General features: G+C 68.3%; 17 protein-coding genes. 5 read left to right on the top strand and 12 right to left on the bottom strand.

Going from position 1 to position 18,862, the window contains the following annotated elements; translation table 11 throughout:
- Window positions 1-40 precede the first annotated feature (40 nt).
- The 8 genes from AC07XP_RS21920 to AC07XP_RS21955 all read right to left on the bottom strand — a co-directional run bounded on the left by AC07XP_RS21920 (window position 41) and on the right by AC07XP_RS21955 (window position 8,096).
- On the bottom strand, window positions 41-517 hold the full coding sequence (locus tag AC07XP_RS21920; protein ID WP_139702937.1) for a DUF2269 family protein: 477 nt from the start codon (window positions 515-517) through the stop codon (window positions 41-43).
- Window positions 514-897, bottom strand: a complete 384-nt coding sequence (locus AC07XP_RS21925) for a DoxX-like family protein (RefSeq protein ID WP_495265864.1) — start codon at window positions 895-897, stop codon at window positions 514-516. Before AC07XP_RS21925 ends, AC07XP_RS21920 begins: the two co-directional genes overlap by 4 nt.
- Window positions 894-2,012, bottom strand: a complete 1,119-nt coding sequence (locus tag AC07XP_RS21930) for a saccharopine dehydrogenase family protein (protein WP_495265865.1) — start codon at window positions 2,010-2,012, stop codon at window positions 894-896. Before AC07XP_RS21930 ends, AC07XP_RS21925 begins: the two co-directional genes overlap by 4 nt.
- Window positions 2,009-3,619 (bottom strand): FAD-dependent oxidoreductase, encoded by a 1,611-nt coding sequence (locus AC07XP_RS21935; RefSeq protein WP_495265866.1) that lies wholly within the window; start codon window positions 3,617-3,619, stop codon window positions 2,009-2,011. The genes AC07XP_RS21930 and AC07XP_RS21935 overlap by 4 nt, the downstream gene beginning before the upstream one ends.
- A 7-nt stretch (window positions 3,620-3,626) precedes the next feature.
- Window positions 3,627-5,183, bottom strand: a complete 1,557-nt coding sequence (locus AC07XP_RS21940; RefSeq protein WP_370680733.1) for a polyamine aminopropyltransferase — start codon at window positions 5,181-5,183, stop codon at window positions 3,627-3,629.
- Window positions 5,180-5,398, bottom strand: coding sequence for a DUF350 domain-containing protein (locus tag AC07XP_RS21945; protein WP_062473571.1), 219 nt, complete (start codon window positions 5,396-5,398; stop codon window positions 5,180-5,182). Before AC07XP_RS21945 ends, AC07XP_RS21940 begins: the two co-directional genes overlap by 4 nt.
- A gap of 60 nt (window positions 5,399-5,458) precedes the next feature.
- On the bottom strand, window positions 5,459-6,940 hold the full coding sequence (locus tag AC07XP_RS21950; RefSeq protein WP_495265867.1) for a DUF4178 domain-containing protein: 1,482 nt from the start codon (window positions 6,938-6,940) through the stop codon (window positions 5,459-5,461).
- A gap of 106 nt (window positions 6,941-7,046) precedes the next feature.
- Window positions 7,047-8,096: an SPFH domain-containing protein gene (locus tag AC07XP_RS21955; protein WP_101490731.1), complete on the bottom strand. Its 1,050-nt coding sequence runs from the start codon at window positions 8,094-8,096 to the stop codon at window positions 7,047-7,049.
- A 176-nt stretch (window positions 8,097-8,272) separates the two neighbouring features.
- On the opposite strand from AC07XP_RS21955, the gene AC07XP_RS21960 reads away from it, so the two are divergent.
- From AC07XP_RS21960 to AC07XP_RS21970, 3 genes are all read left to right on the top strand, one after another.
- The gene (locus AC07XP_RS21960) at window positions 8,273-10,621 is read left to right on the top strand and encodes an NADP-dependent malic enzyme (protein WP_495265868.1); all 2,349 of its coding nucleotides are present in this window, start codon (window positions 8,273-8,275) and stop codon (window positions 10,619-10,621) included.
- A gap of 180 nt (window positions 10,622-10,801) precedes the next feature.
- Entirely contained in the window at window positions 10,802-11,215 is a 414-nt protein-coding gene (locus AC07XP_RS21965; RefSeq protein WP_056574987.1) for a guanyl-specific ribonuclease, read from the top strand.
- Between the two features lie 50 nt (window positions 11,216-11,265).
- Window positions 11,266-11,691 (top strand): barstar family protein, encoded by a 426-nt coding sequence (locus tag AC07XP_RS21970; protein ID WP_095747788.1) that lies wholly within the window; start codon window positions 11,266-11,268, stop codon window positions 11,689-11,691.
- Between the two features lie 43 nt (window positions 11,692-11,734).
- Here the strand turns inward: AC07XP_RS21970 and AC07XP_RS21975 are convergent, their stop codons facing one another.
- Genes AC07XP_RS21975 through AC07XP_RS21990 form a run of 4 tightly spaced genes read right to left on the bottom strand, consistent with a single transcriptional unit; the run spans window position 11,735 to window position 16,785 of the window.
- Window positions 11,735-11,980 carry a hypothetical protein gene (locus AC07XP_RS21975; protein WP_174250289.1) on the bottom strand — a complete coding sequence of 82 codons (246 nt, stop codon included), beginning with the start codon at window positions 11,978-11,980 and terminating at the stop codon, window positions 11,735-11,737.
- Window positions 11,977-12,744 carry a 16S rRNA (adenine(1518)-N(6)/adenine(1519)-N(6))-dimethyltransferase RsmA gene (rsmA, locus tag AC07XP_RS21980; RefSeq protein ID WP_139702942.1) on the bottom strand — a complete coding sequence of 256 codons (768 nt, stop codon included), beginning with the start codon at window positions 12,742-12,744 and terminating at the stop codon, window positions 11,977-11,979. Before rsmA ends, AC07XP_RS21975 begins: the two co-directional genes overlap by 4 nt.
- A gap of 26 nt (window positions 12,745-12,770) precedes the next feature.
- The gene (locus AC07XP_RS21985) at window positions 12,771-14,174 is read right to left on the bottom strand and encodes a peptidylprolyl isomerase (protein ID WP_495265869.1); all 1,404 of its coding nucleotides are present in this window, start codon (window positions 14,172-14,174) and stop codon (window positions 12,771-12,773) included.
- A gap of 19 nt (window positions 14,175-14,193) precedes the next feature.
- Complete coding sequence (locus tag AC07XP_RS21990) at window positions 14,194-16,785, bottom strand: LPS-assembly protein LptD (RefSeq protein WP_495265870.1); 2,592 nt, start codon at window positions 16,783-16,785, stop codon at window positions 14,194-14,196.
- A 132-nt stretch (window positions 16,786-16,917) separates the two neighbouring features.
- On the opposite strand from AC07XP_RS21990, the gene AC07XP_RS21995 reads away from it, so the two are divergent.
- Window positions 16,918-18,015 carry an aminoglycoside phosphotransferase family protein gene (locus AC07XP_RS21995; protein WP_495265871.1) on the top strand — a complete coding sequence of 366 codons (1,098 nt, stop codon included), beginning with the start codon at window positions 16,918-16,920 and terminating at the stop codon, window positions 18,013-18,015.
- Between the two features lie 79 nt (window positions 18,016-18,094).
- A complete protein-coding gene (locus tag AC07XP_RS22000; RefSeq protein WP_495265872.1) occupies window positions 18,095-18,826 on the top strand; it encodes a 16S rRNA (uracil(1498)-N(3))-methyltransferase in 732 nt (243 codons plus the stop codon).
- Window positions 18,827-18,862 lie beyond the last annotated feature (36 nt).

Here is an 18,862-nt window from a genome sequence, read left to right on the forward strand (position 1 = left end):
GAAAACCGCACAGGGCCCGCGCACCGGCCCGTCTCGAACGTCAGAACGAAAGTGCGGGCTTGTTCACCATCAGCCAGAACACGATGGCCATGGCCACGAAGGCCGGGTAGCCGAGCAGCTCCCAGTAGCGCTGGTAGCGCAGATACAGCGACGGCAGCGCGGCGCCCTCGCGATGCGCCTGTGCCGCCAGGGCCGCCATGCGGATCTGCAGCCACACCACCGGCAGCCAGCACGCCCCCGCGAACGCGAACAGCCCCAGCGACAGCGCCAGCCACGGCGTCGACAGCGGCCAGCCCGCCAGGTGCGCCAGCGCGAAGCCGGTGACCGGCTGCAGGATGACCGTGGGCGTGGTGAACCACCAGTCGGCCCGCACCACCAGCCGGCTCACCACCGCCTGCGCCGGCACGCTGCCGCTGCGGTTGGCAAAGAACATGTAGAAGGCCGAGCCCAGCCCCGTGCCGACCATCAGCACGCTGGAGACGATGTGCAGCCACTTGAGGACGAGGTAGGTGTTCATGGCGTGGCGCGTCGGTACAAATGCCAGAGCAGCGCGGCGATGGGCAGGTTCTTGAGCAGCGGGCCGAGCGGGTGCAGCCACAGGTCCGGCTGCAGCACGGTCGCCACGAGCGTCATGGCGAGCATCAGGGCGAAGGCGGCGAGGTAGACGGTGCGGCCGGGTCGCAGCCACAGCGCCAGGCCGATCGCGAGGTCGGCCGCTGCGCCGCCGACGATCAGCGCCTGCACCAGCCACGGCGGCGAGGCGATGCCCGCGGCGGCCAGCACGCGGCGGCTCTGGCCGTCGAGTTCGAGGATGCTGGCGACGGCGGTGAAGAGCCAGACGGCGACGAGGCTCAGGCGCAGCAGGCGGTCGTCGTCGGCAGCAGCAGGGCGCGTCATGGCGTGAGCGCCCCTTCGTCGATCACATCCGTCACCATGCCCCAGCGCGCGAACTCGGGGTCGAACTCCGACAGCGCGAGCAGGCCGGCGCAAGCGTGCGCGCCCACCGGCAAGGCCTCGCCGCGCGCGAGCCGCCGGGCCAGCAGGATGGCGGCCATGCAGGGGATCTCGGGGCCGTGGTTGTCGTCGGCCGCGACGTGCCAGGCGCGGCGCGCGATGGCGCCGTGTGCATCGGTGCCTTCGACCCGCACCACCATGCCGCCCAGCGCGGTGCCGAACGCATCGAACACACCGCCCGTCGCGTGCAGCAGCGGCGCCAGCTTCTGCGGTGCGCGCAGCAGGCCTGTGCGACGCAGGAAAGCCAGGAAGGCGAAGGCGTGCTGGGTCAGGCCGACTTCGAGTGCGGCGCGGAACATGACCGACTGCACGCCGGCGTAGCGCGCGGGAAAGAGCTCGAGGTCGGGGATGTCGCACAAGGCGCCGCGGCGCGGCTTCATGCGCGCGAACTGCACCTTCGCGGGATGCGCCCAGCCCGGCTGCTCGGTCCAGCGGCCGCCCTGCCAGACGCGGATCGGCGCGCCGCAGTAGGCCAGCACGCCCGCGAGCGTGGCTTCGCCGCGCGGTGCACCCTGTGCCGGTGCAATGCAGATGTCGATGCTGCGGATGCCTTGCCAACCGGCGGCGAGGTGGTCGACCACCGCCGACGACAGCGCCGGCACGGTGCTGGCGCCGGCCACGGCGGTGCGACCCGCGCGGCGGAAGGCCGCGTCCATCGCGGCGGGAAAGTCGCAGACGAAGCGTCGGCCGTCGGCCAGGTCGATGTAGTGCGCGCCGGCGGCTGCCACGGCCTGCGGCACGCGGTAGTCCTGGCCCTGGAACGGGCCGGCGGTGTGGATGACGAGGTCGACGCCCAGAAAGCCCAGCCCCTGCGCGAGATCGGGCGACTGCGCATCGACACGCACACCGCGTGCACTGCCCCCCAGCGATTGCACAAAGGCCGTGGCCCGTTCGAGGTCGCGCCCGCCAACCCACAGTTCGATGCCCGCGTCCTGCGCGAGTGCGCGGCTGATGCGCGCGCCGAAGTTGCCGTAGCCGCCGAGCACCAGCGTCTTCATGCGAGGCGGGCTCCGGCGATGTGGCCGCGCGTGAAGGCTTCCTCGAAGATCGAATAGCCCGACCAGTCCGCGTGCGCGAACGACAGCCGGCCGGCGGCCACGCGGTCGCCGAGTGCGCCGATCTGCGCGAGCAGCCCGGGCCGCGGGATCGACATGGCGTGTCCATAGCGCGTGATCTCGACGCGCGTGGCGAGCGCGGGCAGGTCGGGGTGTGGCACCGACAGCTCGGCCAGCAACTCGTCGCGCCATGCGGTCCACGGGCGCTCGAGCAGCAGCTGGCGGCCGTCGCCGGTGTCGTAGCCGCTCGGGCCCAGCGGGCGGTACCAGCTGAGCACGGTGCCGCGCGGCGTGGGGTCGAGCGTCTGGTGACGTGCATCGACGTAGCCGAGGCCGCGCGTGCCGTAGATCACGTTGTCCCAGCTCGGCGCGGCGCCGACGCGGTCGGCCAGCGGACCGCGCAGGTGCACGTTGGCGACCAGCCAGGGGGCGTAGCGCACGTGCGCGGCGGCGCTGGTCAGCAGCGAGGGTGGGTTCTCGACCACGCGCGCGGCGATGAACACGGGCAGCGCGACGATGCAGCGCTCGGCCTGCCAGCGCACCATGGATTTCGAGGCCGCATCCCACGCATCGACCTCGACACCCGCGCGTCCGTCGGCGATGCGCGTGACGACCTGGCCGGTGTGCAGGCGCTGGCCCAGCGGCGCGGCCAGCTGCTTCGTGAGCCAGCCATTGCCTTCGGGCCAGGTGAGCACGCCGTCGCGATCGGGGTTGCTGTCATTGACGCTGCCGCTCGCGTCGCCGGGCGCATGAAAGCCGTGCCGGCTCGCGAAGTAGTGGATGCCGGCCCAGGCCGACACCTGCGCGATGCCGGCGCCGTAGTCGTCGCGGCAGCAGTAGTCGAGGTACCAGCGCAGGTGGGCGTCGTCGAAGCCTTCGCGGTCAAGCCAGCCTGCGAAGGGCAGGGCGTCGAGCGCGAGCAGCTCGGGCGTGACGGCGAAGCGCAGCGTGGGAATGGCGAAGTGGGCGGCGTGCTGCAACGCGTCGATGCGCTGCGCGAAGCGGCGGTACTGCGCCTGCGTGCCGGCGCCCACGTCGTGCACGGGCAGCAACCCGTCCTGCCATTCGTCGCGGAAGAAGAGGCGTTCCTGCGGGCTGTGGCAGAGGTGGCGCTCGTCGTAGGTCCAGCGGCCGGCCACGCGGCGGCGCAGGCCGAGTTCCTCGAGCAGGTCCTGCACCTCGTGCGCGTCGTCGCCGGGCGTGGGCAGGTAGTGCGCGCCGAGCGGGCAGGCGATGCCGCCGACCGAGCCGCCGCGCGCGTTGCCGCCGGCGGTGTCTTCGAGTTCGAGCAGCGCGAAGTCGTCGATGCCCGCGAGGCGCAGCGCGCGTGCGGCCGCCAGGCCGGCAACACCGCCGCCGGCGATGACGACGCGGGTGCGCTTGACGGTGGCCGGGGCCTGCGACTTGAGCGTGGCGTCGCGCATGGCGTGGCCGCGCGCGACATCGATGCCGGTGAAGCCACCTTCGATGGGCGGCGGCGGCGCCTCGCAGCCGGCCAGCGCCAGGGCGCCCACCGCACCTGCCACGCCGAGGAAGTCGCGCCGTTGCATGCCGCGGCTAGTGAGCCATGACCTTGCCCCACTCCTGTTCGTAGGTGGTGACGAGGGTCTGGTTCGACAGGCGGTTCACTTCGGTCGGCACGCGCGCCATGTCGAGCGGAAAGTCGAACATCAGGGGCAGCGTCGCCGGCGTGAGAAAGCGCATGCCGCCCGGCAGCGCGTCGGGCTGCCGGTAGGGTCGGTGGCTGGCGATGATGTAGCCCCATTCGCCGAAGCTGGGCACGTGCGCGTGGTACGGCGTGGCCTTCAGGCCGACCGACTCGATGGTGCTCGCCACGGTCCAGTAGCTCTTGCGCGCCACCAGCGGCGAGGTGGTCTGGATCACGGCGTAGCCGCTGGCCGACAGGCGCCGGTCGAGCAGCGCGTAGAAGCTGTTGGTGTAGAGCTTGCCGATGGCGAAGTTGGTCGGATCGGGAAAGTCGACCACGATCACATCGAAGGTGTCGCCCTCCTGCTGCAGCCACTGGAACGCGTCGGTGTTGACGACCTTCACCTTCGGCGACGAGAGCGCGTGGCCGTTGAGCGCGGCCAGTGTCTCGTGCGTGGTGAAGAGCTGCGTCATGTTCGGATCGAGCTCCACCAGCGTGACCGACTCGACCGAGGGGTACTTGAGGATCTCGCGCACCGCCATGCCGTCGCCGCCGCCGAGCACGGCGACTTTCTTGGGCGCGCCGTGCGCGGCCATGGCGGGGTGCACCAGCGCCTCGTGGTAGCGGTACTCGTCGCGCTCGGCGAACTGCAGGTTGCCGTTGAGGAACAGCCGGTGGCCGAGCGCGCCGCGCGTGACCACGATGCGCTGGTAGGGCGAGCTGGCGCTGAAGACGATGCGGTCCTGGTAGAACTTGTCTTCCGCCAGCGTGGTGATGTGGTCGGCGCCCCAGAAGGCGCCGATGAGCGCGGCCAGCGTCAGGAAGCAGGCCACCGCGTGTGCGCCGGCGCGGCGCAGTTCATGGCGGAACAGCCACAGCGCCCACACGGCCACCGCGGCGTTCATCACGCCGAACAGCAGGCCGGTGCGGATCATGCCCAGCTGCGGCACGAGGATCAGCGGGAACGCGACCGACACGGCGAGCGCGCCCAGGTAGTCGAAGGTCAGCACCTGCGACACGAGGTCCTTAAGCACGATGTTGCGCTTGAGGATGCGCATCACCAGCGGAATCTCGAGCCCCACCAGCGTGCCCACCACCACCACGAGGCCGTACAGCAGCAGCCGGAACGCGCCCGGCACGTAGGCGTTGGCCAGGAACAGGATCGCCGGCAGCGCGCCGCCGATCAGCGCCACGAGCAGTTCGATGCGAAGGAAGTGCGCCGGCAGCTGCCGGTCGAAGTAGCGCGAGAGCCACGAGCCGACGCCCATGGCGAACAGGTAGGTGCCGATGATGGTGCTGAACTGCAGCACCGAGTCGCCGAGCAGGTAGGAGCTCAGCGCGGCCGCGCTCAGTTCATAGACGAGGCCGCAGGCCGCGACGACGAACACGCTGGCGAGCAGCGCGATCTCCACGGGTTGCGGCCCCCGCGCATCCGGGGTGCGCGCGGGCAGGGCCGCGTCGCTCAATGGATTGCTGCGGCCACGATGACGCTGATGCCGAGGCACATGGCGGCCACGACGAGCGCCAGCGCCCTGTTCTGCTTCTCGACGATCTCGCCCCACAGGTCATAGGGGGTGATCTTGTCGATGATCAAAAAGCAGATCCAGAAGACCACCACGCCGATCAACGCATACACGAGCGATCCGAGGACCACGCCCGGTTTCAGCCATTCAATTCCCATGGGGACCTCCAGTCGTAGCAATAAAGAGAGAAACAAGAGAGCGCCTGCGCGCGATCTTCGTCATTTGTGGCCGCCGCCGCTCGAGTAGCCGCCGTACGAACCGCCCGAGCTGCGGTACCCGCTCGAGGAGCCGCCGCTGCAGTTGCTCATCATGATCAGCACGAAGAGGATGACCACGATGACGAGGATGATCGTGCCGCAGCCCATGCCCGACGCGGCGCTCACGGGCAGCGCGTCGCCGCGCGAGAACAGGTCCTTCTTGGCGTCGAGCTTGAAGGCCGTGGCCACGGCGCCGCTGTCGATCTTGCTGCCCGAGGACCAGGTCAGCTCGTTGGCCGAGCGCTCCATCGAGAGCAGTGCGCCACCGCTGGCGAAGTCGCGGTTGAAGGTCTTCTGCCCGCGCTCGACCTGCCAGTAGAACTCGCCGGCCACGTAGGTGGTCTCGGCGTTGTAGGCGTACTGTTGCTGGTAGCGCTTGTTGAGGTAGGTGGCGGTGGTGCCGTTCTCGGCCATCACGGGCGCGCCGGTGGTCGGCTTGACCATGCTCCAGCCGTCTTCGGCATCGACCAGGAAGCTGAAGCCGCGCTTCTTGTTGTAGAGCAGGTACTCGTCCCAGCCGAACTGCTCGTCGTCGCCAGGCTCCTGGCCCATGCGGTGCTGGAAACCCACCACCTGCCACTGCGCGCCCTGCAGCTGGCCCATGCTGCCCAGCGCGATGAGCGGGCGCACCGGCTCGTTCTGCTCGGCGTGCTTGAGCTCGCCGCCGATGCCTTGCGACAGGTCGATGATGCTGTTGCACGAGCCGCAGGTGATGCTCTTGCTGTCGGCCAGGTTGACCGTGACGGGCGAGCCGCAATTCGGGCAGTTGAAGCTGCGGCCCTTCTCGTCCTTCGCGGATTCGTCGCGCAGGCCGGTGAGCTGCAGGTCGTCCAGCTGCACCGAGCGCCCGAGGTACGCGGTAGGCGGGGCGGTGCCGTAGTCGATGCTGAGCACCAGCCCCTTGTCGTTGCGCAGTTCGACCATCGCGAACGGTTGGCCGAGCGCGGGCAGGTGCGGCAGTTCGCCCTGCGCGGAGGTCAGCGCCACCTGTTCGTTGGAGGCGACGGTGTAGCTCTGGCCGGCGAAGGCGGTGGTGGCGCCCACGCGCAGGTCGGCGGGCGGCGGTGCGGCGCGCTGCAGGTCGAAGGGCAGCGCGAAGACGTAGGCGCCGTTGTCCTCGCTGAGCACGCCGGTGCGGTCGCCGTCGAGCGCGGCGATCCACTCGGTCCAGCGCCCGCCGGGGTAGGTGTACTGCAGCCGGCCGATCAGCGTGAAGGGCTTGTCCTGGATGCGGCCGGCGGCGAACAGCTGCAGCGGGCTGAAGTCGTCGAACAGCTCGGCCATCTTGCCGGTGCGCGCGAGCGTGTCGCCCTGGCGCACGACGGTGCTCTGGCAGTACGGGCAGACCGCGTGCGTCGATTGCGCCGAGCGGAATTCGACCGGCGCGCCGCAGCCGGGGCAGGGCGCGCGGTAGTAGCGTTGGGAGCCGGTTTCCTCAGCCATGGCGCACCGGGTGCGATGGCGCGGCCGGCCACGAATGATTCAAGCCCAAAAGGCCTCTGACGCCCGCTGGGCGGGCGTCAGTCGCTATCGAAAACATTGCGACGAATCAGACGAGCTTTTTCAGCAGTTCGGCCTTCTTGGCGTCGAACTCTTCCTGCGTGAGGATGCCCTTGGTCTTGAGTTCGCCGAGCTTCTCGAGCGTGGTCATCACGTCGGCGGCGCTCACCACGGCCACGGCCGGCTGCTGCGTCGTGGCCGCAGCCTGGGCCGCCGCATTGGGGCTCAGGCCCTGCGCGAGGTTCTGCGCCAGCACCTGGCCGAGCGCCACGCCGGCACCCAGGCCCATCGCGTCGCCCGCGATGCCGCCGCCACCGGCTGCGCCTTCGGCGAACTTGGGAATGGCCTGCGCCGTCTGGTACTGCATGAACTTGCCCATGTCGTTGCCGACCATGCCCATGCCGATCTTCTGGTCGAGGATCTTCTGCAGCTCTTCGGGCAGCGAGACGTTCTGGACCGTGATGTTCTCGAGCTTGATGCCGATCTTCTCGAACTCGGGCACCAGCTGGGTCGCCAGCGCGGTCGCGAACTGGATCTGGTTGGCCGCCAGGTCGAGGAAGGGCAGGCCGCTGGAGGCGATGGCGTTGCTGATGTTCTGCAGCACCAGGCCGCGCAGCTGGCCGTCGAGGTCGGCCACGGAGTAGATGTCGCGCGTGCCGGAGATTTCGGTGTGGAACAGCTTCGGGTCGCCGATGCGGAAGCTGTAGTTGCCGAAGGCGCGCAGGCGCACGGCGCCGAAGTCCTTGTCGCGGATCGTGATCGGCTGGGGCGTGCCCCACTTCTGGTCGACCTGCTGGCGGGTGCTGAAGAAATAGACGTCGCTCTTGAAGGGAGATTCGAAGAGCTTGTCCCAGTTCTTCAGGTACGTGAGCACGGGCAGCGTCTGCGTCGTGAGCTTGTACATGCCGGGGCCGAACACGTCGGCCACCTGGCCTTCGTTGACGAACACCGCCATCTGCGACTCGCGCACGGTGAGCGAGGCGCCGTTCTGGATTTCCATCTCGGCCATCGGGAAACGCCAGGCCAGCGTGCCATCGCCGGACTCGGTCCACTGGATGATGTCGATGAACTGTTTCTTGATGAAATCCATCAGGGCCATGGTCGTTCCTCTCGAGATGTTGTCGGTTTGTGTCCCAGCCACACATATTGCCACAGGGCCTTGACGGTGCCCCGTGCTTTTGGTCATGCCTGCCACCGGCCATGCGGCGTAGGGCGGTATGGACCGAGGTCTACAATCGGCGCCCCCAGAAGAAGCGCCACCAGGAGCAACGGCACATGTCCGATTCGACCGCATCGTCCCCTTCGACCCCCACCCCGGAAGACAAGCGCGCCCTGTTGCGCCGTGCCGCTCTCGAGTACCACGAGTTTCCCGTCCCCGGCAAGATCGCCATCGCGGCGACCAAGCAGATGGTCAACCAGCGCGACCTGTCGCTGGCCTACTCGCCCGGCGTGGCCGCGCCCTGCGAGGAAATCGTCAAGGACCCGGCCAACGCCTTCAAGTACACCTCGCGCGGCAACCTCGTGGGTGTCATTTCCAACGGCACCGCCGTGCTGGGCCTGGGCGACATCGGCCCGCTGGCCTCCAAGCCGGTGATGGAAGGCAAGGGCGTTCTCTTCAAGAAATTCGCCGGCGTCGACGTGTTCGACATCGAGATCGACGAGAAGGACCCGGTCAAGCTGGTCGAGATCATCGCCTCGCTGGAGCCCACCTTCGGCGCCATCAACCTGGAAGACATCAAGGCCCCGGACTGCTTCTACGTCGAGCGCGAGCTGCGCAAGCGCATGAAGATCCCGGTGTTCCACGACGACCAGCACGGCACGGCCATCACCGTGGCGGCCGCCATGCTGAACGGCCTGAAGGTGGCCGGCAAGAACATCGCCGAAGTGAAGCTGGTCACCTCGGGCGCGGGCGCCGCGGCGCTGGCCTGCCTGAACCTGCTGCTCAAGGTGGGCCTGAAGCGCGAAAACGTGTTCGTCACCGACCTGGCCGGCGTGGTCTACGAAGGCCGCGAAGAGCTGATGGACGACGACAAACGCCAGTACATGCAAAAGACCGACATGCGCAAGCTGTCGGAAGTGATCGCCGGCGCCGACGTGTTCCTCGGCCTGTCGGCCGGCGGCGTGCTCAAGCCCGAAATGGTCGCCAAGATGGCGCCCAAGCCGGTGATCTTCGCGCTGGCCAACCCGAACCCCGAGATCGCCCCCGAAGACGCCCATGCGGTGCGCCCCGACGTGATCATGGCCACGGGCCGCACCGATTACCCGAACCAGGTCAACAACGTCCTGTGCTTCCCGTACATCTTCCGCGGCGCGCTCGACTCGGGCGCCACCACCATCACCGACGAGATGGAGATTGCCGCAGTGCACGCCATCGCCGAGCTGGCCCAGGCCGAGCAGAGCGAGCGCGTGGCCGCCGCCTACGCCGGTGAAAAGCTGAGCTTCGGCCCCGAATACCTGATTCCGAAGCCCTTCGACCCGCGCCTGATGATGAAGATCGCGCCGGCCGTGGCCAAGGCGGCCGAGGAAAGCGGCGTGGCGCTGCGCCCGATCAAGGACCTGGACGCCTACCGCGACAAGCTGCAGAGCTTCGTCTACGCCTCGGGCACCACCATGAAGCCGATCTTCGACGCCGCCAAGCGCGCGCCGAAGAAGCGCGTGGCCTACTGCGAAGGCGAGGAAGAGCGCGTGCTGCGCGCCGCGCAGATCGTGGTGGACGAAGGCCTGGCGCGCCCGACGCTCATCGGCCGTCCGGCCATCATCGCCCAGCGCATCGAGAAGTTCGGCCTGCGCCTGAAGGAAGAGCTCGACTACGACGTCGTCAACGTCGAGCAGGACCACCGCTACCGCGACTTCTGGCAGACCTACCACCGCATGACCGAGCGCAAGGGCCAGACGGTACAGACCGCCAAGATCGAGATGCGCCGCCGCCTCACGCTGATCGGCGCCATGCTGCTGCACAAGGGCGAGGTCGACGGCATGATCTGCGGCACCTGGGGCACCACGCTGATCCACCTGCACTACATCGACCAGGTGATCGGCAAGCGCCCCGGCGGCTGCGCCAGCACCCCGCAGGACGTGCCGGTGTACGCCTGCATGAACGGCCTGCTGCTGCCCGACCGCCAGGTGTTCCTGGTCGACACGCACGTCAACTACGACCCGACGCCCGAGGAACTGGCCGAGATCACGACCATGGCGGCCGAGGAAATGATGCGTTTCGGCCTCAAGCCGAAGGCCGCGCTGCTGTCGCACTCCAACTTCGGCACCAGCAACGAGCCCAGCGCCGTCAAGATGCGCAAGACGCTCGACCTGCTGCGCGTGCAGGCGCCCTGGCTCGAGGTGGACGGCGAAATGCACGGCGACGTGGCCCTGGACAGCAAGCAGCGCGCGGTCGTCATGCCGCACAGCGCGCTCGCGGGCGACGCCAACCTGCTGGTGTTCCCCAACATCGACGCTGCCAACATTTCTTACAACCTGCTCAAGACCGCAGCCGGCGGCAACATCGCCATCGGCCCGGTTCTGCTCGGCGCGGCCAAACCTGTGCACATTCTCACGGCGAGCGCGACTGTTCGCCGCATCGTGAACATGACGGCCTTGACAGTGGCCGACGCAAACGCCGAGAGATAGGCCATTTGGCGAGAGTGGACGCCAACTTAAGGCGTCGCTTTCTGCCCCCGCGACTGCTCAAACTTTGGGCAGTCGCTTGCTATTTTCGCCCGCGTGGTGCACACTCGCGGGCTTGAATTTGCGGGTTAACCCCGAGGTTGAGCGCAATTCAAACCCCCCGCTCTTTTCTTGTGGTGCCCCATGGCGGCTTACGCCTCGATCACGTCCTCTGTTACTAAGTTTGCGCTCACCAGCTTGATGCTGGTGGCTCTGACGACGGGGGCCGAGGCCCGCGGATGGTTCGGCGCCGACAAAACGTCCTCCGAGGCATCGATTGCCCTGACCGATCTGCCGGTCCAGGGCCAGCGAACCTACCAGGCCATCCTTGACGGTGGCCCCTTCCGGTACGACAAAGACGGCACGGTATTCGGCAATCGCGAACGCATCCTGCCAGCGGCACGCCGCGGGCATTACCGCGAGTACACGGTGCCAACGCCCGGCGCGCGCAACCGCGGTGCCCGGCGGATCGTTTGCGGTGGCGAGCAGCGCACGGCGCCCGAAGCCTGCTGGTACACGGCGGACCACTATGCGAGTTTCAGACGGATTGCGCCATGAGCGATGACAACGACCTGAGCGGCGCCCCGAAGCGCCCCGACGAGATGATGATGACTATGGAAAGACCAGCGGATATGACCTTATCCCTTCGAGCCGTACGCCCGAACATCGTGCAATCGATCCGCGCGTTCCGCGTGAACGACCTGCAGGATGCCGCCAACGCGGCCGGCCAGCACTTCCTGTACGCCAACCTGGGCAACGCCCAGACCAAGCAGGACGTGCTCGACCTGATTGCCCAGCAGTTCACCTTCCCGGCGCACTTCGGCAAGAACTTCGACGCGCTGTACGACTGCATGACCGACCCGTTGCATAAATCGGGCCCGCAGCCTGGTTTCGTCATCGTGCTCGAACAGATTCCGGCCAACGCCAAGTTCGACAAGGAAGCGCGCGAGCAACTGCTCGACATCTTCCGCGACGCTTCGGACTACTGGGGCGATCGCAAGGTCCCGTTCCGCTGCTTCTATTCTTTTCTGTAGCCCGTTCTGCATCTACCAGCCAAGCAGAACGGGCGAACGAGGCTCAGCCGACCGCTGAAACCCTCGATGGCATCGAAGTCAACACCACCGCCACGGCAGCCGCCGCGGCCACGCCCGCCGCCAGCACCGAGCCGGCCGGCGAGAAAATGCCGACCGACAAGCTCGTCGACGTGTCGCCCCTGGCGCTGCGCATGAGCAGCCCCTTCAATGCGGGGTACTGGCTGGCAGCTGCGTAACTGCAACCGCTCGCCGCCACAAAAAAAGCCCGTCGTCGACGGGCTTTTTTCATGGGGGAACGGCCTGGGCCAGTGCAACGTATTCGGCCACCGGCACCTCCTCGGCCCGGCGCTGGATGTCGAACTCGCCGGTGAAGCCGTGCTCCCCCAGCCACTTGCCCAGCGTGTGCCGCAGGATCTTTCGGCGCTGACTGAAGGCGACCTGCACGATCTCGCCGAGCCGCGCCGCATCGACCGCCGGCGGCTGCGCGAGCGGCACCATGCGTACCACGGCGCTGTCCACGCGCGGTGGCGGATCGAAGCTCTCGGGCGGCACGAACAGCACGTTCTCCATGTCGTAGCGCCACTGCAGCATCACGCTCAGGCGGCTGTAGTCCGAGGTGGCGGGCCGGGCCACCATGCGGTCGATCACTTCCTTTTGCAGCATGAAGTGCTGGTCGGCGATCAGGTGGGCATAGCCCAGCAGGTGGAACAGGATCGGCGTGGAGATGTTGTAGGGCAGGTTGCCCACCACGCGCAGCGGTTTCGGTTCGGCCTTGGCCGCGAGTTCGGCGAAGTCGACCTTGAGCACGTCCGACTCGATGACATCCAGCTGCGGATGTTCGCGCAGCCGCTTGGCCAGGTCGCGGTCGAGCTCGATGACCGTCAGGCGGCCGAGCCGCTCGACCAGCGGCTGCGTGAGCGCCGCCAGCCCCGGCCCGATCTCGACCATCGCGTCGCCGGGCTGCGGCGCGATCGCCTGCACGATCCCGTCGATGATCCCGCCGTCGGACAAAAAGTGCTGTCCGAACCGCTTTCTTGCAATGTGCTGTGCCATCGCGGCCTAAGACGCTGTCGCGGCCATCAGGACTGCGGCGTCTCGCGGTATTCGACGTAGGCGCGCGCGCGCACTTCCTGCACCCAGGTGGCGAAGGCTTCTTCGACGCGCTGTTCGCGCAGCGCGGCACGTGCGGCTTCGCGCTGCTCCGACTGGCTCAGCTTGGCTTCGCGGCGGCCGACCACCTGGATCAGGTGGACGCCGAAGCGCGACACCACGGGGTCGCTGATCTGGCCCGGCGTGAGCCGGTCCATGGCTTCCTCGAACTCGGGCACGAACTGGCCGGGGCGCGACCAGCCGAGGTCGCCGCCTTCCTTGGCGCTCGCGTCCTGCGAGTTGTCGCGCGCCAGGCCGGCGAAGTCGGCGGTGCCGGCCTGCACGCGGCGCTTGAATTCCTGCAGCTGCGCCACCGCCTGCGCGGTCGTGCGCTTGGGGTCGTTCAGCAGCAGGATGTGGCGCACCTGGGTCTGGGTGATGGACGCATCCGACGAGCCCACCCGCGCCTTGGTCAGCACCTTGAGCACGTGGAAGCCGGCGCCCGAACGCACGGGTCCGGTGATGCCGTTCACCGCGGTCGATTGCGTGGCCTCGACGAACACCGGCGGATAGCGGTCGGCGCTGCGCAGGCCGAGCGCGCCGCCATTGGCACGGTCGGGCGAGTCGGAGTTCTCGCGCACCAGCTTGGCGAAGTCTTCGCCGCTGCGCGCGCGCTGTGCAAGGTCGGTGGCCTTCTTCTGCGCGGTCGCGACCTGCGCCTCGGTGGCGTTCTCGGGCACGGCCACCAGCAGCTGGGCGATGTTGAGATTGAGCAGGGCGTTGTTCTTGACGGCGCTTTCGCGCTGTTCGCGCAGGTACTCGTCGGCCTCGATGTCGCTGATCTTGACCTTGGACTCGACCTCGCGGTCGCGCAGGCGCGTGAGCAGCAGCTGGTCGCGCAGGTCGTTGCGGAATTCGCGCGGCGAGATGCCCTCGGCCACCACGCGGCTGCGCAGCTCGGTGAGGCTGATCTCGTTCTGGCGGGCCACGGTCTGCTCGGCCTGGTCGATCGCCACGTCATCGACCTTGATGCCGTTTTCCTTCGCCAGCTGCAGCTGCGCACGCTCGGTGATCAGACGCTCCAGCACGAGGCGCGTGAGTTCGGCGCGCGGCACGCGCTCGGCGTCCGGGTTCTCGCGGATCAGGCGCGTAACACGCGACTGCACCTCGGTGTTGGTGATGGGCTCGGAATTGACCAGCGCCACGATGTACTCGGCCGCGCGCTGCACCGGCGCCGCCGCGGGAGCTGCAGGGCGCGCCGCCGGCGGCACGATCCGGGGACCGGCACGCATGATGTCCGTGATGCCGCTGCCGGAACGAAAGCCCTGTGCGCCGGCCGTTGCGGCGATGGCCGCAAGGCAACCCAGGGTGATGAGGGAACGGATGTGTTTCATGGCGTGAACGGTCGTCGTTTCAGTCGTAATTGGTGAAGCGGCTCGGCGCTTCGGTCGGTTGACGCAGCGGCTGGTAGCGCTGGATGTTCTGTCGCAGCGCCTGCATCGGACTCGATCCGATGCTGGAGAAACCGACGAATTCGAGCTGGAACATGATGCGGGTGTTGGCCGTCACCTGGCCGGTGGTGATGCGCTGCAGCACCACGCGGCTGATCCAGCAGCAGCCGTCGTACTCGACCCCGAGCACGCCGTCCGTGAGCTTCTTGTCCTGCAGGCTGTAGTTGAGGCGGCCCACGGCGTACCAGCGCCCGCCGCCTTCGCCCTTGCCCGGCCCGAGGTCCTTGCCCTTGTCGCCCCACAGGTCGTTGAGCGGCCATTGCCAGCCGAAGTCGATCGACTTGTTGCCGTCGGTGGCCGTGGGCGTGCTCGGCGCCTGGTAGCGGAAGGCGGCGCTGAGGTTGCGGTACGGGCCCGGGTTGTAGCGCGCGCTGATCGCGCTGCGCGTGGAACGGCGCGAATCGGGGTTGTACTGAAGCAGCGTGTCCAGGCTCCACTTGGGCGTCCAATTGATCTGGGCGCCCAGCAGCAGGTCGCTGGTGCGGTCGGTGACCGGCGCGACGCCCGGCAGCGTGACCTTCTGATCGGCAAAACGGAAGCGCTGCGCGATGCCGAAGCGCACGGCTTCCACGCCGGTGCCCGGGTCGATCAGGCGGGACGTGACGCCCAGCGTGAGCGCGTTGGTGTCCGAGATGCGGTCCGCGCCCGAGAACGTGTTCTCGGTGTAGATGGTCGCGAAGCTGAAGTCGTTGGCGGCCGAGTCGTAGTTCGGCAGCATGCTCTGGTTGCGGTACGGCGTGTACACGTAGTACGCGCGCGGCTCCAGCGTCTGGCGGAAGGCACGGCCGAAGTAGCTGGCATCGCGCTCGAAGACCAGGCCGCTGTCCAGGCTGAAGGTCGGCACGACGCGGTTCGACGAGGTCGGGAAGAAGTACAGCTGGCTCGGGTTGTACGGCATCCCGTTCACGTAGTCGATGCCGTTGACCGACACCTTCGGAATGGACGACTGCGGCAGGTAGTAGTTGTACGAGGTCGCGTGCAACTGCAGCTTGGGGATGACGAAGGAGCTCGGCGTGAGGAACGGCCGGCTGATCGCCGCCTGCGCGAACACGCGGTCACCGTCGGGCTGCGACTGCTGGAGCAGATCGAAGCCAGGCTGGCCGGCCAGGATTGTGTTGACGCGAAAGCGCGAGTAGTCGGTGTTCAGCGAAACGTCGAAGCCGTGCCAGTCGTACTTGGCGTAGTTGGCCGTGATCTGCGGCATGCGGTCGTACGACGGCACGACCGGCGACAGGTTGTACTGCAGCGTCTGGTAGCGCAGGGCACGTACGGCGCCGCTCCAGTCGCCCTTGGTCCAACTCACCGCACCCTCATTCGGCAGCTGGCGCTGCGCAAGCGTCGGCGTGCGCGTGAAGTCGCGCCAGTAGTCGTTGTCGCTGACACGGTTGATCGTGAGGCTGGCCGACAGCGAGTCCAGGCCCAGCGCCTTGGCGTCGAAGTCGTGGCGATGGTTGAGCCACAGGCCCCAACGCTTGCTGCTGTGGGGCGGCTTGCCGAAGTTCAGGTCCTTGAGCGCGATCTCGCCGTTGTTCAGCTTCTGCAGCTGCTCGGCGCGCGCCTCGTTGTAGCGCTGGCCCACGAGGCGGTCGCTGCCCATCAGGTCCAGGCGGATGCTGCCGCTGTAGTCCTTCTCAAGGTAGCGGAATTCGCTGGCCAGGTTGAGCCCGCGCTTGCTCATCAGCGTGGGCGTGAAGGTGGCGTCGCGGTTGGGTGCGATGTTCCAGTAATAGGGCTGCGCGACCTCGAAGCCGTTGGTGTTGTCCAGCCCGATGGTGGGCGGCAGCAGGCCGCTCTTGCGCTCGTTGGACAGCGGGAAGGTCACGCGCGGGATCGGCGGCGTCGTGATGCCCATGAAGCTCATGCGCGCATCGATGGCAACGCCCTCGTTTTCCTCGGTGTCGGTGGTCAGCGTGGCGGCGGTCAGCAGCCAGGCCGGCATCCAGCCGGGAAAGTCCTCGCGGCGGCAGGTGGTGTAGCTGGCGCGCCGCGCGATCGAGACGTTGGAGTCGACGAAGTCGATGCGCTCGGCCTCGCCGTGGCCGCCGGTCGCGAGGAAGCGGTAGCGCACGTTGTTGAAGAAGCCCTCGAAGGTCTCGAGCTTGAGTTCCAGCTCGGGGCCCTCGTACACGTTGCCGGCCTGGTTGACCCGCACGTTGCCGGTGGCCTTGGCGCGGTCGTCGGGCTGGTAGTACTCGAGGCGGTCGGCCGTGATGGCGACCGGGCCACGGCGCAGCGTGGCGTTGCCCTCGACCACGGTCTCGAGGTCGGGGCGGCCGGAAATGCGGTCGCCGGTGACAAGGCTGGGCAGCTGGCTGCGTTGCACGGGCGTCAGCGTCTCGGTGAGCAGCGGCGTGCGCTTCAGCGTGAGCGGTCCCTCAAGCACACCGGCTTGCTGGGCGAAGGCGCCATGCGCGTGCAGCAGCGCCAGCGACAGCACGGCCAGTGGCAGCGGCGGGCTCGAACGTCGCAAGGCAGCGCGTGGGGTCGTAGGCATCGATTCGGAACGAAAAATCGTCGGGACGGCGCGGCAAGCCGGCGGGTTGCGGGGTCCGGCAGCCACCCCGCCCGGTCGGATCGACCTCGAGCAGGGGTGCCGCGCCAGGCGGATTTGTAGAATTGATTATCCATGACAGCACCTTCGACCCCGGCGTCCACGACCCCACTCCCCGCCCAGGCCATTCTCTGGACAGATCCGCAGCGGGCCGAAGCGTTCCGGGGCTGGCTGGCCGGCATTGCCGACACCCGGCAACTGCGCCCGGACACCGTCCGACTGGCGTCGGCCGACGCGAGCTTTCGCCGCTACTTCCGCCTCGACACCACTGACGGCGGCACGCGCATCGTGATGGATGCGCCTCCCGACAAGGAAAACAGCGCCCCCTTCGTGCAGGTGGCGCAACTGATGACCGAGGCCGGCGTGACGGCGCCACAGGTGCTCGAATGGGACCGCGACCACGGCTTCCTGCTGCTCGACGACCTGGGCCGCCAGACCATGCTCGACGTGATCGACCCGGCCCGCCCGGACGCCAACCGGCCGCTCTACGACCTGGCCATCGACGCGCTGATCCGTTGGCAGCTGGCCTCGAAACCCGGCGTGCTGCCGCCTTACGACCGTGCGCTGCTCGAGCGCGAACTGGCGCTCTTTCCCGAGTGGTACATCGGCAAGCACCGCGGCGTGGCCGTCGAGGGCCAGCTGAAGGAGCGCCTGGACCGCGCCTTCGCGCTGATCGTCGAGAACAACCTCGCGTCGCCGAGCGTCTACGTGCACCGCGACTTCATGCCGCGCAACCTGATGGTGGGCGACGACGCCGGCCAGCCGCTGGGCGTGCTCGACTTCCAGGACGCGGTCTACGGCCCCATCACCTACGACATCGCCAGCCTGATGCGCGACGCCTTCCTCAGCTGGGACGAGGAGTTCGTGCTCGACATCACCATCCGCTACTGGACCGCCGCGCGCAAGGCCGGGCTGCCGGTCGACGAGGACTTCGGCGCCTTCTACCGCGCGGTCGAATGGATGGGCCTGCAGCGCCACCTCAAGGTGGCCGGCATCTTCGCGCGCCTCACGCTGCGCGACGGCAAGCCGCGCTACCTGGCCGACACACCTCGCTTCATCGCTTACATCCGTGCCACCGCCAGCCGCTACATCGAACTGAAGCCGCTGCTGCGCGTGATCGACGAGGTCGAGGGCACCACGGCCGTCACCGGCTTCGCCTACGGCCGAGTCTGAAGAGAAACTGAAAAAAGCCAAAAAAGAAAATCGCTGTAGCGCCCGTACCACGGGCGCCATCAGCTCCTGATCTCATCGCATGCCCCGTTTTCACTGCTCCGTGCCGCTGACCGCCGGCGCCAGCCTGGCGCTGCCGCCGGGCGCCGCGCGCCATGTGCAGGTGCTGCGCATGCAGCCCGGCGACACGCTCACCCTGTTTGACGGCGCGGGCGGCGAGTACGCCGCGACGGTCGAGCGCATGGGCCGCAGCGAGGTCGCCGTGGCGGTCGGTACCCACACGCCGGTGGAGCGCGAAGCGGCCCGCGCCGTGCATCTCGCGGTCGGCATGCCGGCCAACGAGCGCATGGACTGGCTGGTCGAGAAGGCCACCGAGCTCGGCGTGGCCAGCATCCAGCCGCTGGCCACGGCGCACGGCGTGCTGCGCCTGTCGGGCGAGCGCGCCGAGAAGAAACGGACGCACTGGGAAGCCATCGCCGTTGCGGCCTGCGAGCAGTGCGGTCGCAACCGCGTGCCGGTGATCCATCCGGTGCAGTCCTTCTCAGGCTGGCTCGGCGGCGCTGCTGCCGCGGATACGGCAGCGACGCGCTTGGTACTGAGTCTGGCCGACGGCACGCGCGCCGTCACCGCCGTGGCCGCAGAGACACCCACCGCACAACCGGCGCTCGTGCTCAGCGGCCCCGAAGGCGGCCTCAGCGCCACCGAGGAGCAGGACGCCATCGCGCGCGGCTTCGCACCGGCCACGCTCGGCGCGCGGGTGCTGCGCGCCGAAACCGCGGCGCTCGCGGCGCTGGTGTCGCTCGTCGGCGCCTGAGCGGTTCGGGGAGTGTTTTCCGCGAGGCGCACACCG

Source organism: Variovorax sp. GW531-E2, assembly GCF_059423125.1.